Source organism: Serratia sp. LSHTC3 (assembly GCF_057197125.1).
Window position 1 is genome coordinate 43,958 of record NZ_JBXUNP010000009.1, and the last position, 15,234, is coordinate 59,191.

A 15,234-nucleotide genomic window follows, 5' to 3' on the forward strand; every position below is an offset into this window, starting at 1 on the left:
TAATCGCCGGCTTTTTTATTCCCAAGGCAGCGCCAGCTGCCGCTCCAGCTGCGGATCGAGCAGCGTCACATGTAGCCCCACCAGCCGCACGCCGCGCCCTTCACGCCGTTCGCGCCACGCCTGCCGCGCCACCGCCAGCAAATCCTGCTGATTCAGCACCGGGAACACGTGCTCCTGGGTGGTTTGCTGAAAATCCTGAAACTTCAGCTTCACGCCCTGCCGGGCGATATGCAGATCCGGCTTCACCTTACGCAGCCGCATCTCCAGCTCGGGGTAGAGTTTGTCGATAATCAGCGTTTCGCAATCTTCCCAGTCGTGAATGTCCTCCGCCAGCGTGCGCTCCACGCCCACCGATTTACGCAGCCGCTCCGCCGAGATTTCGCGCCGATCGATGCCCTGACACCGCTCCCACAGCACCCGGCCGAACTTGCCGAAGCGCTTGAGCAGCTGCGCCAAATCGTATTGCTGCACGTCGGCGCAGGTGATAAGCCCCACTTCCTCCAGCCGTTTGGCGGTCACCTTGCCGACGCCGGGGATTTTGCTGAGCGGCAGCTGCTGCAAAAACGCCGGCACCTGCGCCGGGGTGATCACGTATTGCCCATTCGGCTTGTTCATCTCGGAAGCGATTTTGGCGAGAAACTTGATCGGCGCGACGCCGGCCGACGCGGTGAGATTCAGCTCATCGGCGATCGCCTGACGGATCTCCTGAGCGATCAGCGTCGCCGAGCCGTTGCATTGCGGGCTGTCGGTCACGTCGAGATAGGCTTCATCGAGCGACAGCGGCTCGATCAACGGGGTATAGCGGGCGAAGATTTCACGGATATGCAACGAAGCCTCTTTGTAGGCCGCCATGCGCCCCGGCAGCAGGGTGAGATGCGGACACAGCTTGAGCGCCATCGCCGTAGACATGGCGCTATGCACGCCGTAGCGCCGCGCCGGGTAGTTGGCGGTGCTGATCACCCCGCGCCGATCGGCGCTGCCGCCAATCGCCAGCGGGATATCGCGCAGGCTGGGATCGTCGCGCATTTCCACCGCCGCGAAGAAGCAGTCCATATCGACATGAATGATTTTACGCATCGCACCCTCCAGTAACACTGTATAAGTATACAGTCAGATACCGAAAGCTCAAGGCCGCAGGCTTCGATGAAAGCGCCGTTTCCGCCAGATATTTCCGCGTTGTTAAAAAAGCTTAATTTTTCAATAGTATGATCTCCGCTATCCCGTGCGGCTCACCACAACGATAACGACAAGGTACCCTACATGATCAGATTTTCTCATTGGCTGCTGGCTTCCGCGCTGTCGCTGAGCGCGTTGGCGGCCAGCGCCGCCACCGGTCACGCGCCGGCGATCGTCGCCCATCGCGGCGGCACCGCCGATGCGCCGGAAAACACCCGCATCGCCATCGAAACCGCGCTGAAAAACGGCGCCGACGCCGTTTGGATCACCCTGCAAGCATCCAAAGACGGCGTCATCGTGCTGTATCGCCCCTCGGATCTGAAGGCGCTGACCAACCGGCAGGGCCCGGTCTCTGCCTATACCGCCGCGCAATTGGCCGAGACCGATGCCGGCTGGGCCTTCGCCAAAGGCGATGCACATCCGTTCCGCGGCCAGGGCATCGGCATTCCGCGGCTGGACGAGGTGCTAAAGGCGTTCCCGCACGTCACCTTCTATCTGGACATCAAATCCCCGGACGCCGATCCGGCGCAGTTTGGCCAGGCGCTGCTGGCGACGCTGGAAAGCACCGACAGCCTGAACCGCACCCGCGTCTACTCTACCGATGCCAAATACCTGCAGGCGCTGCCGCCGGCCATCCCGCGCTTCGAAAGCCGCGACGAGACCCGCACGCTGCTGGCTAACGTCACCATGGCGCACCAGTGCGATGTCAAACCGGACAACCGACAGCCGCGCTGGTATGGGCTGGAGCTGAAGCGTGAGGTGGAAGTGGTAGAGAAGTACACCCTCGGCGAAGGGCGCTCGAAGGCGTTTCTGACCTGGGATAAAGAGTCGATGGATTGTTTCCGCTCGCAGGGCCCGGCGCACATCATTCTGTTCGGCGTCAACACGCCGCAGGAGTATCAGCAGGCGCTGGCGCTGGGGGCCGACGGCGTGATGGTCAACTCACCGGCCGAAGCGAAAAGCTTCCGCAAGGCGAAATAAAAAAACCCGGCCAAGGCCGGGTTTTCGCTTCGCTACAGAATGCGGTGCTTGTCCAACTGCTCGCGCCGCTGTGCCGCTTTGGCTTCGCGCTTTTTGCGCGCATCGCACGGCTCCGGGCAGTCGCAGACTTTCTCCATGCCCAGCGCGGTGATGCCGCCGCAGCTGCCCTGCAGGCTTTTGCGTTTGAACACGTAACCCAGCGACATCCCGCCGACGATCAGCAGGAACAACACGAAGGTAGCGGCGAATACCGTCAACATAGCAACCTCACGAACGCTTTTTCAGATAGGGTTTGAACGCGTCCGAATAACGCTCCTCAAACCCGTCGGCGGTTTTCACGATCATGAACACCGGGATACCGAGCAGGTTGGCCAGCGCCATGCCGCGCTCTGGCCCCATCACGTTCAGGCCGGTGGACAGGCCGTCGGCGGTCATGCAGGTTGGGCTCAGCACGGTGATCGACACCAGCCGATGATGGATCGGCCGCCCGGTGACCGGATCGATGGTGTGCGAATAGCGCACCCCGTCCTGTTCGAAGTAGTTGCGATAGTCACCCGAGGTGGCGATCGACATCTCCCCCGGCTGGATCACCAGCTGCGCCTGCTGCTGCGCGCCGGCGGTCGGGCGCTCGATGGCAATGCGCCACGGCTTTTGCTCGCCGTTGCGCCCGCGGGTACGAACTTCACCGCCGATATCCACCATGTAGTCTTTCACGTGTTGCGATTGCAGATACTCCGCCACCACGTCCACGCCGTATCCTTTGGCAATCGAAGACAGGTCGACATACAGCTCGGGGATGCTTTTCACCAGCGCGCTGCCCTGCACCGACAGCTTGTCGGCGCCGGTCCAGGCGCGGCGGTGCTCCAGTTCCGCCTCGCTCGGCACTTTGTCCGGTCGCCCTTCCGGGCCGAAACCCCATAGGTTGACCAGCGGCCCGACGGTCACGTCCAGCGCGCCATCGGTGACGCGGTTGATGCGCAGCGCTTCGCGCACCACTTCGGCGGCGGCCGGCGAAACCGGGAACGGCCGGTCAATGTCGCGGCTGGCGTTGAAGCGGCTTAGCTCGGAATCCGGCCGGTAGGTGGACATCTGATCGTTCACCTGTTCCAGCCGTTTGTCGATCTCCGCCTGCATCTCGCGCGCCGACGGCGTATCGTCGCCGGTCACGTAACGGATCGAATACGAGGTGCCCATGGTTTTACCCGTCAGATCCACCTGTTCCGGCCCGCAGCCGGTCAGCAGCAGGGTGGCGCTCAGCGCCACGCCCGTCAGCCAGTTCTTCGTCGCCAATGCGCGCAATTTAGCCACCAAAGTCATCCAGCATGATATTTTCGTCTTCGACACCCAGATCTTTGAGCATCTTGATCACCGCGGCGTTCATCATCGGCGGCCCGCACATGTAAAACTCGCAGTCTTCCGGCGCCGGGTGGTTTTTCAGGTAGTTCTCCAGCAGAACATTATGGATAAAGCCGGTGTAGCCGGTCCAGTTATCTTCCGGCTGCGGATCCGACAGCGCCACGTGCCAGGTGAAGTTTTCGTTCTCCGCCTGCAGCTGGTTGAAGTCGTCTTCATAGAACATCTCGCGCAGCGAACGCGCGCCGTACCAGAAAGTGATCTTGCGCTTCGAGTTCAGACGCTTGAGCTGATCGAAGATGTGCGAGCGCATCGGCGCCATGCCCGCGCCGCCGCCGATAAAGATCATTTCGGCGTCGGTGTCCTTGGCGAAGAACTCGCCGAACGGCCCGGAGATGGTCACCTTGTCGCCCGGCTTCAGCGACCAGATATAGGAAGACATGATGCCCGGCGGCACGTCCGGATTGTTCGGCGGCGGCGTGGCGATACGCACGTTGAGCATGATGATGCCCTTTTCTTCCGGATAGTTGGCCATCGAGTAGGCGCGCACCGTGGTGTCGTTCACCGTCGAGCGGTAGCGGAACAGGTTGAACTTGTCCCAGTCGCCGCGATACTCCTGCGGCACGTCGAAGTCGGCGTAGCTGATGTCGTGCGCCGGCGCTTCGATCTGGATGAAACCGCCCGCGCGGAACGGCACGTCTTCCCCATCGGGGATCTTCAGCTTCAGCTCTTTGATAAAGGTGGCTTTGTTATCGTTGGAGATAACCTCGCATTCCCATTTCTTCACGCCGAAGATCTCTTCCGGCAGCTCGATCTTCAGGTTCTGCTTCACGTTCACCTGGCACGCCAGGCGGCAACCCTCTTTCGCTTCGCGCTTGTTGATGTGCGAGAGCTCGGTCGGCAGGATATCGCCGCCGCCCTCTTTGATCACCACCCGGCACTGGCCGCAGGAGCCGCCGCCGCCGCAGGCCGAGGAGACGAAGATCCCCTGGCTGGAGAGCACGTTGAGCAGCTTGTCGCCCGCCGGCGCATGGAAGCTCTTATCCAGATCGCCGTTGATTTCCACCGCGATGTCGCCGGTGTTCACCAGCTTCGATTTGGCGAACAGGATCAGCAACACCAGCACCATCACGATGGCGGTGAACATCGCTACGCCTAAAATAATTTCCATAAATTCTTCCCGCCTTTACAACTGAACACCGGAGAAGGACATGAAGCCCAGCGCCATCAGTCCGGTGGTGATAAAGGTAATGCCCAGACCGCGCAGCCCTGCCGGCACGTTGGCATACTTGAGTTTTTCGCGGATCCCCGCCATGGCGACGATCGCCAGCATCCAGCCGGTGCCGGAACCGATGCCGTACACCACCGATTCGGCGAAGTTGTAGTCGCGCTGCACCATGAAGGACACGCCGCCGAAGATGGCGCAGTTCACGGTGATGAGCGGCAGGAAGATGCCGAGCGCGTTATACAGCGACGGGAAGAAGCGATCGAGGATCATCTCCAGAATCTGCACCAGCGCCGCGATCACGCCGATGAAGGTGATGAAGTTGAGGAAGCTCAGATCGACGCCTTCCACCAGCGCGCCGTCGCGCAGGATCAGGTTGTAGACCAGGTTGTTCACCGGCACCGAAATGCCGAGCACGATGGTCACCGCGATGCCCAGGCCAAAGGCGGTCGAGACCTTCTTCGACACCGCCAGGAAGGTACACATCCCGAGGAAGAACGCCAGCGCCATGTTCTCAACGAACACCGCGCGCACAAACAGGCTGATATAGTGTTCCATCGGCCTTTACTCCTTTTCGATCTGCGCCGGCTTCAGGGTGCGCAGCACCCAGATCAGCAGGCCGATGATGAAGAACGCGCTCGGCGCCAGCAGGAACAGGCCGTTCGGCTGGTACCAGCCGCCGTTCTGCACCGTTTCCAGCACCGGCACGCCGAACAGCTTGCCGGAGCCGATCAGCTCGCGCAGGAAACCGACCAGCACCAGGATCACCCCGTAGCCCAGCCCGTTGCCGATGCCGTCCATAAAGCTCTCGATCGGCGGCGATTTCATGGCGTAGGCCTCGGCGCGTCCCATCACGATACAGTTGGTGATGATAAGGCCAACGAACACCGACAGCTGCTTGGAGATCTCGAACGCATAGGCACGCAGCAGCTGATCGACCACGATCACCAGCGAAGCGATAATCGCCATCTGCACGATAATGCGCACGCTGTTGGGAATATGGTGACGGATCAGCGAGATGAAGAAGCTGGAGAACGCCGTCACCAGCGTCACCGCAATGGTCATCACCACCGCCGTCTCCAGCTTGGTGGTCACCGCCAGCGCCGAACAGACGCCCAGCACCTGCAGGGCGATCGGGTTATTGTCGAACAGCGGCCCCAGCAGGACCCGCTTTATCTCTTTGGAATCAGCCATTTTTCAGCGCTCCTTCACGAACTTTTTTCAGGAACGGGCCGAAGCCGTGCTCGCCCAACCAGAAATCAAACGTATGCTGCACGCCGTTGGAGGTCAGCGTGGCGCCGGACAGGCCATCTACCCCGTGCACATCCCCCTGGCGCGCGCCGCCTTTCACCACGCGGATCGCCGGCTGGCCGTTGTCGTCGAACAGCTGCTTGCCGACCCACTGCTGGCGCCAGGACGGGTTCTCGACCTCACCGCCCAGCCCCGGGGTTTCCCCCTGGTCGTAGTAAGTGATGCCCTTGACCGTGTTGCCGTCGTTATCCAGCGCCACGAAGGCGTACATCATCGACCACAGGCCGGTGCCGTATACCGGCAGCACAATCTTGTTCACCTGGCCGCTTTCATCGCGCACCAGGTAGATTTCCGCCTGGTTGCTGCGGCGCTTGATGCCGGCCGGATCGTCGCCCGCCGCCAGCGCCACGCTTTTGGCGTCGTCGCGCAGCGCGGCGCCCAGATCGAACGCCGCCGCTTTGCCGGCGACAAACTCGCCGCTGTTCAGATCCACCAGGCGCGGTTCGATGCGCTCGCTGTACAGGCGTTTGACCTGCTCGCTCTCCATTTTCGGCTGCAACAGGCCGGCTACGTCGAGAATATTGCGCTGCTTATCGAGCAGCTTTTGCTCCTGCTGTTTGGACTTCAGGCCGACGGCGGAGCCCGCCACCACCACTGAACACACCAGACACAGCAGCAGCACTACCAGCAGCGTTTTACCGATGCCGTCATTTTTCGCTTCATTCGCCACGGGCTTTTCTCCGCTTGATGTTGGCCTGCACCACCAGGTAATCGAACAGCGGCGCGAACAGGTTGGCGAACAGGATCGCCAGCATCATGCCTTCCGGATAGGCGGGGTTGACTACCCTAATCAGCACGCACATCACGCCGATCAGAATGCCGTACCACCATTTCCCCTTATTGGTGAAGGAGGCGGAAACCGGGTCGGTCGCCATAAAGATCATGCCGAAGGCGAAGCCGCCCAGCACCAGATGCCAGTACCACGGCATGGCGAACATCGGGTTGGTGTCCGAACCGATGGCATTGAACAACAGGGCGGAAGCCACCATGCCGAGCATTACGCCGGCGACGATGCGCCAGGAGGCCACGCGGCCGAACAGGATAATCGCCCCGCCGATCAGGATCATCAGCGTGGACACCTCACCGATCGAGCCGGGAATATTGCCGAGGAAAGCGTCCATCCAGCTGATGGACTGGCCGGTGGCGACGTTGCTCAGGCCGTGCGCCCCGCCCGCGCTCCACTGCGCCAGCGGCGTCGCGCCGGAGAAACCGTCTGCGGAAGTCCACACCAGATCGCCGGAGATCTGCGCCGGATAGGCGAAGAACAGGAAGGCGCGGCCGGCCAGCGCCGGGTTGAGGAAGTTGCGCCCGGTGCCGCCGAAGATCTCTTTGGCCACCACCACGCCGAAGGTGATGCCCAGCGCGGCCTGCCACAGCGGCAGGGTCGGCGGCACGATCAGCGCGAACAGGATGGACGTGACGAAGAAGCCTTCGTTGACCTCATGCTTGCGGATAATGGCGAACAGCACTTCCCAGAAGCCGCCGACGACGAACACCACGGCGTAGATCGGCAGGAAGTAACAGGCGCCCAGCACCATCTTGCTGACCCAGCCGGCGTCGGCCGCCAGCGAGGCGCCGAGCCACTGCGCCAGGCGATAATGCCAGTCGCCCGCCAGCACCTGTTGCAGCGCGTCGCCGCTGTACAGATGGTGCAGCGCCGGGATCGCCTGCTGGCCGACGTTGTACATGCCCCAGAACATCGCCGGGAACACCGCCAGCCACACCAGGATCATCATGCGTTTCAAATCGATGGCGTCGCGCACGTGCGAAGCGCCGCGCGTCACCGTGCCGGGGGTATAAAACACCGTGGTGGTCGCTTCATACAGCGGGTACCACTTTTCCAGTTTGCCGCCCGGCGTGAAGTGATGCTCTATCTTCTCGAAATAATTCTTCAGGCCCATCGGTTATCCTTCCTGCTCAATCTTGGTCAGCACCTCGCGCAGCACCGGCGCGTACTCATACTTGCCGGGGCAAACGAAGGTGCACAGCGCCAGATCTTCCTCGTCCAGCTCCAGACAACCCAGCGCCTGCGCGCTGTCGCTGTCGCCCGCCAGCAGATCGCGCAGCAGCAGCGTCGGCAAAATATCCAGCGGCATCACCCGCTCGTAGTTGCCGATCGGCACCATGGCGCGCTCGCCGCCGTTGGTGGTGGTCGAGAAGGCGAACAGTTTGTTCTTCAGGAAATGGCCCAGCGTGGTGCGGGTAATGGAGAACTTGTTCGGCGACGGCACGATCCAGCCGAACAGCTCTTTGTCGCGCCCTTCTTCCAGCACCGACACCTGCGAGTGGAAACGGCCCAGCCAGGCGTTCGGCCCGGCTGCGTGCATGCCGTTCAGCACCGAACCGGAGATCACCCGGTTCTCGCCCTCTTTCAGGCGGCCGGCGGTCAGCTCATCGAGGCTGGCTCCCAGACGAGTGCGCAGCAGCGCCGGCTGCGTCACCTGCGGCCCGGCCAGCGCCACGACCCGGCGGGTGTCGAGCTTGCCGGTGGTGAACAGCGTGCCGATGGCGATCGCGTCCTGGTAACCGATGTGCCAAACGGTTTTCTTCAGGCTGACCGGTTCGAGGAAGTGAATGTGGGTGCCTGCCAACCCGGCGGGATGTGGGCCAGCGAATTCGCTGTAGGCGATCTGCGGGCCGCTCTGCTGGCCAACTGAGGCGCCGGCGGCATGGCACACGTGCACCTTGCCTGCCGTCAGGCGCGCCAGCACCACCAACCCGGCGTTGAACGCCGCCTGCTGCTCGGCGATGATCACCTGCGGATCGGCGGCCAACGGCTGGGTGTCCATAGCGGTGACGAAAATGGCGCGCGGTTCGCTGCCGGGAGCCGGCGTCTTGCTGAACGGACGGGTGCGCAGCGCGGTCCACAGTCCGCTGGCGATCAGTTCGCTTTCGACCTGTTCGCGCGGCAGCTGGCTCAGTTCACCCAGCGGGTAGTGCGCGAACTCGAGCTGATCGTCGCCGCCGTTTTCCAGCGCAATCACCACCGATTGCAATACGCGCCGCTCGCCGCGGTTAATCGCGGCGATGCGGCCGCTGGCGGGTGCCGTGAAGAAAACCCCGGGGTTTTTCTTGTCTTCGAACAACGCCTGGCCTTTCTTAACGGTATCGCCTTCCTGCACCAGCATGGAGGGGCGCATTCCGACATACTCTTCCCCAAGCAGGGCGACATGCTGAATGTTCGGGCCATCTTGGATCGCCTGAACCGGAACCCCGGCTATCGGCAGATCTAACCCTTTTCTGATCTTAATCATAGGATTTATACGATGTAGTTTGGTTTACACGTCTGACCGGCCCCAGAGGCGGGTGCGGACGATGCCAGGATTGCCGGGCAGTGCGCATGGCGGCACGCCCAACATGAACTTTCTCGCAGTGAATATATGGGGTAACGCGCATTCCCTTGATTCCCCCCTTTCCGTTGTTTGCGTGATAATCGATGTGTTAACGGCCTGTAGCCAAATAACCACCAAAACGGCCGGGTTATATGCCATAACCCCTGCCGCTTCAATCGCTACCGCGCGTTAAATTGAAGAGGGAATATTAACATTGTTCGCAACATTGTTCTGCGTTCCGTCGTGACTTGGGTCAAGCAAACGCAATTAAATTTCGCCGGTTTTTCACTACTTATCGTTAAAATCTGCCGGTCATTTCACTTTTATCGAGCTTTGTCGTTTTTTTATACATATCACGTATTGCTAAAAATAAACGCGCTGGTAATCTGGCGGTGTTTTGCAGCAGTAAAAACAATAATCAGTGGCATGCTGGCCAGGTTGATTGCGCCGGCAGATAAATATAAGCAGGAATTATAATGAGCAAAATCGCGCTGTTGTTTGCGATGCTTGTTTCTATGCCGATGATCACGGCCTGCAGCGCCAGCGAGCAGGTACCCGAAGCGCCGGTAGTTAAACAGCAATTATTGGGTTCGCCGGTCTATATTCAGATCTTCAAAGAGGAACGCAAGCTGGAATTGTATGCCAGAATGGGCAATGAATTCCGCCTGGTCAACACGTTCCCGATCTGTAATTTCTCCGGCGGGCTGGGTCCTAAACGTCGTGAAGGCGACTTTAAAAGTCCTGAAGGCTTTTATAGCGTTGACGCGCGCCATCTGAAACCCGACAGCAAGTATTATCGGGCGATCAATATCGGTTTTCCTAACGATTACGATAAGTCGCAGGGCTATTCCGGCGCTTATCTGATGATCCACGGCGAATGTAAATCGATCGGCTGTTACGCGATGACCAACACCTATATGGATGAGATCTATCGCTACGTCGAAGCCGCCTTCGCCTATGGCCAAAGCCGCGTCGACATCAGCATCTACCCGTTCCGCATGACCGAACAGAACCTGAAACGCCATGCGTCATCCAGCTATATCGCCTTCTGGCGCCAGCTGAAGCCGGGCTACGATTACTTCGCGAAGAACCGCCAACCGCCGACAATGGGCGTGGTCAATGGCCAGTACGTCTTGGGTCAACCGCTGATGAGCAGCGGCGGCATGATGACGCAGTACGCGTCAGCCAGCCCGACGCCCAACACCAACCCCTTCGCTCAGAACAAGCCGCTCACCGAAGTGAAATAACGCGAACTCGCCTGGCTCAATCTTGTGCCAGGTTTCGTTGGCGGTCAGCGGTTGGGTGGCGATCACCGTGACCACATCGTTCGGTGTGGTCTGTTGCTGAAAATCAATCTCCACGTCCTGATCAAGCAGCGTCGCCTTGCCGAACGGCGCGCGGCGCGTGATCCAATACAGGTTGGTGGAGCAATACGCCATCACGAAGCGCCCGTCCGACAACAGCATATTGAACACCCCTTTCTTGCGCAGCTGGCTCGCCAACAGGCCAATGTAGCGGAATACCGCCGGCCACTGGCTCGGGGTGCGCGGGTATTTCAACGCCAGCTGATGCAGCAGCCAGCAAAACGCGTATTCGCTGTCGGTCTGGCCGACCGGGCGGAACGTGCCGGTATCCAGCTGGCGATAGCCTTTCAATTGGCCGTTGTGCGCGTAGGTCCAGTTGCGGCCCCACAGTTCGCGGGTGAACGGATGGGTGTTTTCCAGCGCCACTTCGCCGCGGTTGGCCTGGCGAATATGGGACACCACCGCGCAAGACTTGATCGGATAGTCCTGCACCAGGCGGGCGATCGGCGAGTTGAAGCTCGGCTGCGGATCCTTGAATGTACGGCAGCCGTTCCCTTCATAGAAGGTAATGCCCCAGCCATCCTTATGCGGCCCGGTGCGGCCGCCGCGCTGTACCAGGCCGGTAAAGCTGAAGCAGATATCGGTCGGTACGTTTGCGCTCATCCCGAGCAGTTCACACATCGCCAGCACTCCTTAACCACACTGACACAGGCTGTGCGGGCGCGGCATATATGCGGCGCCCGCAGTCTTATTCATGGGGAGCTGCAGCCCCCCGAAGGCTATTACGCCTTAACCATCTCTTTTTCGATCAGCTGAATCAAGATGTGAATCGCTTTAATGTGGATCTCCTGGATGCGATCGGCGTAGCCGAAGTGCGGCACGCGAATTTCCACATCGGCGGAACCCGCCATCTTGCCGCCGTCCTTGCCGGTCAGGGTGATCACTTTCATCCCCTTGGCGCGCGCCGCGTCGATGGCCTTGATGATGTTGCCGGAGTTGCCGGAGGTGGAAATGCCCAGCAGCACGTCGCCTTCGCGGCCCACCGCTTCCACATAGCGCGAGAACACATACTCATAGCCGAAGTCGTTGCTGACGCAGGACAGGTGGCTCACGTCCGAGATGGCAATCGCCGGGTAGCCCGGGCGGTTTTCGCGGTAGCGGCCGGTCAGCTCTTCGGCGAAGTGCATCGCGTCGCAATGGGAACCGCCGTTGCCGCAGGAAATCACTTTACCGCCGGCTTTGAAGGAATCCGCCAGCAGCACCGCCGCGCGTTGGATGGCGTCGATGTTGGCGTCGTCATTGATAAATTTCGCCAGGGTATCAGCCGCTTCGTTCAGTTCACTGCGAATAAGGTCGTGGTACATGAGGAACCTCTTGTTATCGTCAAATCTTCCGCTCCGCAGTGTACCGGATCGCGGAAACAGCGAGAAGCATTCTCAGCCAAACAGCGCGCCGGTTAAGGAAGCGGAGAGGTTTTTGATGATTGGTGCTGTCAGTTTGTGACCTGAGTTGTAATTAAACTGTAAACGCATTGATAAAAATTCTGCCTTGTACTAAAACCTATTACATACACACAACAGGTCAGACCTCTTACTACTTCGGAGCTTCTTATGATGGTTCTTAGTATTGTCGTTTTACTGGCGCTCCTCGGCGTGGTGTTCTACCACCGAGTGAACCTTACCCTCAGCAGCCTGATCCTGGTGGCGTACACTGCCGCCATGGGCGCGATCGGCCTGTGGAGCTTCTGGCTGTTGCTGCCGCTGGCGATCGTGCTGCTGCCGCTGAACCTTTCCTCTGTGCGTCGCTCTCTGCTCTCCGCGCCGGCGCTGCGCGCCTTCCGCAAGGTGATGCCGCCGATGTCCACCACCGAGAAGGAAGCGATCGACGCGGGCACTACCTGGTGGGAAGGCGATCTGTTCCGCGGTGCGCCGGACTGGAACAAACTGCACAGCTACCCGAAACCACGCCTGACGGAAGAAGAGCAGGCGTTTATCGACGGCCCGGTGGAAGAAGCCTGCCGCATGGCCAACGACTTCCAGATCACCCATGAACTGGCCGATCTGCCGCCTGAACTCTGGGCATACCTGAAAGAACACCGTTTCTTCGCGATGATCATCAAGAAAGAGTACGGCGGCCTGGAATTCTCCCCTTACGCTCAGGCGATGGTGCTGCAAAAACTGGCCGGCGTTTCCGGCATCCTGGCGATCACCGTCGGCGTGCCAAACTCCCTCGGCCCGGGCGAACTGCTGCAGCATTACGGTACCGAAGAACAGAAAAACCACTATCTGCCGGGCCTGGCGCGCGGCGACGAGATCCCTTGCTTCGCGCTGACCAGCCCGGAAGCGGGTTCCGATGCCGGCGCGATCCCGGACGTGGGCACCGTGTGCATGGGCGAATGGCAAGGCAAGCAGGTGCTGGGCATGCGCCTGACCTGGAACAAGCGCTACATCACGCTGGCGCCGGTCGCCACCGTGCTGGGTTTGGCATTCAAACTGCATGACCCTAACCGCCTGCTGAGCGACAACGAATCCCCGGGCATCACCTGTGCGCTGATCCCGACCAGCACGCCGGGCGTGGAAATCGGCAACCGCCACTTCCCGCTGAACGTGCCGTTCCAGAACGGCCCGACCCGCGGCACCGACGTGTTCGTGCCGATCGATTACATCATCGGCGGGCCGAAAATGGCCGGCCAGGGCTGGCGCATGCTGGTTGAATGCCTGTCGGTCGGTCGCGGCATCACCCTGCCGTCCAACTCCACCGGCAGCCTGAAATCCATCGCCCTGGCGACCGGCGCCTACGCGCACATTCGCCGTCAGTTCAAGATCTCCATCGGCAAGATGGAAGGGATCGAAGAGCCGTTGGCGCGCATCGCCGGCAACACCTATGTGATGGACGCCGCCGCTTCGCTGATCACCTATGCACTGGTGCAGGGCGAGAAACCGGCCGTGCTGTCGGCCATCGTCAAATACCACTGTACGCACCGCGGCCAGCAGTCGATCGTTGACGCCATGGACATCGCCGGCGGTAAAGGCATCATGCTGGGCGAATCCAACTTCCTGGCTCGCGCTTATCAGGGCGCACCGATCGCCATCACGGTGGAAGGCGCGAACATCCTGACCCGCACCATGATGATCTTCGGTCAGGGCGCGATCCGCTGCCATCCTTATGTGCTGGATGAAATGGCGGCGGCGCAGAACAACGATCTGAACGCCTTCGATAAATCGCTGTTCGGCCACCTGGGCCACGTCGGTAGCAACAAGGTACGCAGCTTCTGGCTGGGTCTGACCAACGGCCGCACCAGCGCCACGCCAACCAAGGACGCGACCCGTCGTTACTATCAGCAGTTGAACCGCCTGAGCGCCAACCTGGCGTTGCTGTCGGACGTTTCCATGGGCGTGCTGGGCGGCAGCCTGAAGCGCCGCGAGCGCATCTCCGCTCGCCTGGGGGATATCCTCAGCCAGATGTACCTGGCTTCCGCCGTGCTGAAACGCTTTGACGACGAAGGCCGTCAGAAAGAAGATCTGCCGCTGGTGCATTGGGGCGTGCAAGACAGCCTGCATAAAGCCGAACAGGCGCTGGATGATCTGCTGCGCAACTTCCCGAACCGCTTTATCGCCGGCGCGCTGCGCTTCGTGGTCTTCCCGTTCGGCCGCGTGCATACCGCACCGTCCGATCGCCTGGATCATCAGCTGGCCAAGATCCTGCAGGTGCCTTCCGCCACCCGCAGCCGTCTGGGGCGCGGCCAGTACCTGACGCCGAGCGAGCATAACCCAATCGGCCTGCTGGAAGCGGCGCTGGCCGACGTGATGGCCGCTGAGCCGATTCACGAACGCCTGTGCAAGGCAGCCGGCAAAAACCTGCCGTTCACCCGTCTGGATCGTTTGGCGGAGCGCGCGCTGGAAGAAGGCAAGATCAGCGCCGACGAGGCGAAGATCCTGGTGAAAGCCGAAGAGAGCCGCCTGCGCTCCATCAACGTAGACGACTTCGCGCCGGACGCGCTGGCGGCCGCCAAGCCGGAAAAGCCGGCGGCGCAGTCTAAGCGCCAGCAGCAGACCGAAGCGGCTTAAGGTTCACTTCACGCATCCAAGGGGCGATCATCATCGCCCCTTTTTCTTTTGCTTTCATGACAAACTGCGCACCGCGCCGCAGGTTGGCGCAACGGCGGATTTAACGGGAAGGAAGTTCGGGTAGACTGCGCCGCGGGTGCTCTGGATCTTTCTGTCCGGCGCCTTGGCAAAGGAGAGAAAGAGAAAGGCCCCGAGTCGATATTATCAACCCGAGGCCACTCTGATGCCAAGCAACATCAGGTTAGCCTCTTACCCGCCGCAAGGCAAGGATAGGGAGGTCAAAAATGCAGCAAAAACGGGTCGTGCTTAAACTGGTGATCGTCTGTATGACGCTGATCGCGTTCATCTGGCTAACCCGCGGTTCGCTGTGCGAACTGCGCATCAGGTTGGGAGACTCGGAGGTTGCGGCCACTTTGGCTTACGAATCCGAACGGTAAGGCAACCCAACGGCGGGGTTCGCCCCGCCCGTTGGCTGATGATGTCAG

The 15,234-nt window shown here is 60.7% G+C and carries 15 protein-coding genes; 4 read left to right on the forward strand and 11 right to left on the reverse strand.

All coding sequences use genetic code 11. The annotated features are described in order from the left end of the window. Nucleotides 1–15: 15 nt before the first annotated feature. Complete coding sequence (dinB, locus tag AC2CGI_RS22965) at nt 16–1,077, reverse strand: DNA polymerase IV (RefSeq protein WP_021505001.1); 1,062 nt, start codon at nt 1,075–1,077, stop codon at nt 16–18. A gap of 183 nt (nt 1,078–1,260) precedes the next feature. Here dinB and AC2CGI_RS22970 point away from each other — a divergent pair, with 183 nt between their 5' ends. Continuing rightward, nucleotides 1,261–2,157 (forward strand): glycerophosphodiester phosphodiesterase family protein, encoded by an 897-nt coding sequence (locus AC2CGI_RS22970; protein WP_076740193.1) that lies wholly within the window; start codon nt 1,261–1,263, stop codon nt 2,155–2,157. Between the two features lie 32 nt (nt 2,158–2,189). Here the strand turns inward: AC2CGI_RS22970 and nqrM are convergent, their stop codons facing one another. Genes nqrM through AC2CGI_RS23010 form a run of 8 tightly spaced genes read right to left on the reverse strand, consistent with a single transcriptional unit; the run spans nt 2,190 to nt 9,300 of the window. Then, complete coding sequence (nqrM, locus tag AC2CGI_RS22975; protein WP_004930244.1) at nt 2,190–2,417, reverse strand: (Na+)-NQR maturation NqrM; 228 nt, start codon at nt 2,415–2,417, stop codon at nt 2,190–2,192. 7 nt (nt 2,418–2,424) lie between these two features. Continuing rightward, nucleotides 2,425–3,474, reverse strand: coding sequence for an FAD:protein FMN transferase (locus AC2CGI_RS22980; protein ID WP_076740194.1), 1,050 nt, complete (start codon nt 3,472–3,474; stop codon nt 2,425–2,427). After that, nucleotides 3,458–4,681 (reverse strand): NADH:ubiquinone reductase (Na(+)-transporting) subunit F, encoded by a 1,224-nt coding sequence (nqrF, locus tag AC2CGI_RS22985; protein ID WP_033634097.1) that lies wholly within the window; start codon nt 4,679–4,681, stop codon nt 3,458–3,460. The genes AC2CGI_RS22980 and nqrF overlap by 17 nt, the downstream gene beginning before the upstream one ends. 15 nt (nt 4,682–4,696) lie before the next feature. Then, on the reverse strand, nt 4,697–5,293 hold the full coding sequence (nqrE, locus tag AC2CGI_RS22990) for an NADH:ubiquinone reductase (Na(+)-transporting) subunit E (protein ID WP_015376732.1): 597 nt from the start codon (nt 5,291–5,293) through the stop codon (nt 4,697–4,699). 6 nt (nt 5,294–5,299) lie between these two features. Then, nucleotides 5,300–5,929, reverse strand: coding sequence for an NADH:ubiquinone reductase (Na(+)-transporting) subunit D (locus AC2CGI_RS22995; protein WP_004930232.1), 630 nt, complete (start codon nt 5,927–5,929; stop codon nt 5,300–5,302). Beyond that, nucleotides 5,922–6,716: a Na(+)-translocating NADH-quinone reductase subunit C gene (locus AC2CGI_RS23000; RefSeq protein WP_015376731.1), complete on the reverse strand. Its 795-nt coding sequence runs from the start codon at nt 6,714–6,716 to the stop codon at nt 5,922–5,924. The genes AC2CGI_RS22995 and AC2CGI_RS23000 overlap by 8 nt, the downstream gene beginning before the upstream one ends. After that, nucleotides 6,706–7,947 carry an NADH:ubiquinone reductase (Na(+)-transporting) subunit B gene (locus tag AC2CGI_RS23005; RefSeq protein ID WP_044031889.1) on the reverse strand — a complete coding sequence of 414 codons (1,242 nt, stop codon included), beginning with the start codon at nt 7,945–7,947 and terminating at the stop codon, nt 6,706–6,708. Before AC2CGI_RS23005 ends, AC2CGI_RS23000 begins: the two co-directional genes overlap by 11 nt. 3 nt (nt 7,948–7,950) lie before the next feature. Next, entirely contained in the window at nt 7,951–9,300 is a 1,350-nt protein-coding gene (locus AC2CGI_RS23010) for a Na(+)-translocating NADH-quinone reductase subunit A (protein ID WP_031300185.1), read from the reverse strand. 554 nt (nt 9,301–9,854) lie between these two features. On the opposite strand from AC2CGI_RS23010, the gene dpaA reads away from it, so the two are divergent. Beyond that, a complete protein-coding gene (dpaA, locus tag AC2CGI_RS23015; protein ID WP_004930225.1) occupies nt 9,855–10,625 on the forward strand; it encodes a peptidoglycan meso-diaminopimelic acid protein amidase in 771 nt (256 codons plus the stop codon). Here the strand turns inward: dpaA and AC2CGI_RS23020 are convergent. Beyond that, the gene (locus tag AC2CGI_RS23020) at nt 10,560–11,363 is read right to left on the reverse strand and encodes a class II glutamine amidotransferase (RefSeq protein WP_004930222.1); all 804 of its coding nucleotides are present in this window, start codon (nt 11,361–11,363) and stop codon (nt 10,560–10,562) included. The genes dpaA and AC2CGI_RS23020 overlap by 66 nt on opposite strands. Nucleotides 11,364–11,464: 101 nt before the next feature. Further along, nucleotides 11,465–12,046: a D-sedoheptulose 7-phosphate isomerase gene (lpcA, locus tag AC2CGI_RS23025; RefSeq protein WP_004930220.1), complete on the reverse strand. Its 582-nt coding sequence runs from the start codon at nt 12,044–12,046 to the stop codon at nt 11,465–11,467. A gap of 246 nt (nt 12,047–12,292) precedes the next feature. On the opposite strand from lpcA, the gene fadE reads away from it, so the two are divergent. Together fadE and AC2CGI_RS23035 are read left to right on the forward strand one after the other, a co-directional pair. Beyond that, nucleotides 12,293–14,749, forward strand: coding sequence for an acyl-CoA dehydrogenase FadE (gene fadE, locus AC2CGI_RS23030; protein ID WP_004930218.1), 2,457 nt, complete (start codon nt 12,293–12,295; stop codon nt 14,747–14,749). A gap of 284 nt (nt 14,750–15,033) precedes the next feature. After that, complete coding sequence (locus AC2CGI_RS23035; RefSeq protein WP_004930217.1) at nt 15,034–15,186, forward strand: Hok/Gef family protein; 153 nt, start codon at nt 15,034–15,036, stop codon at nt 15,184–15,186. The last annotated feature ends 48 nt before the right edge of the window (nt 15,187–15,234 follow it).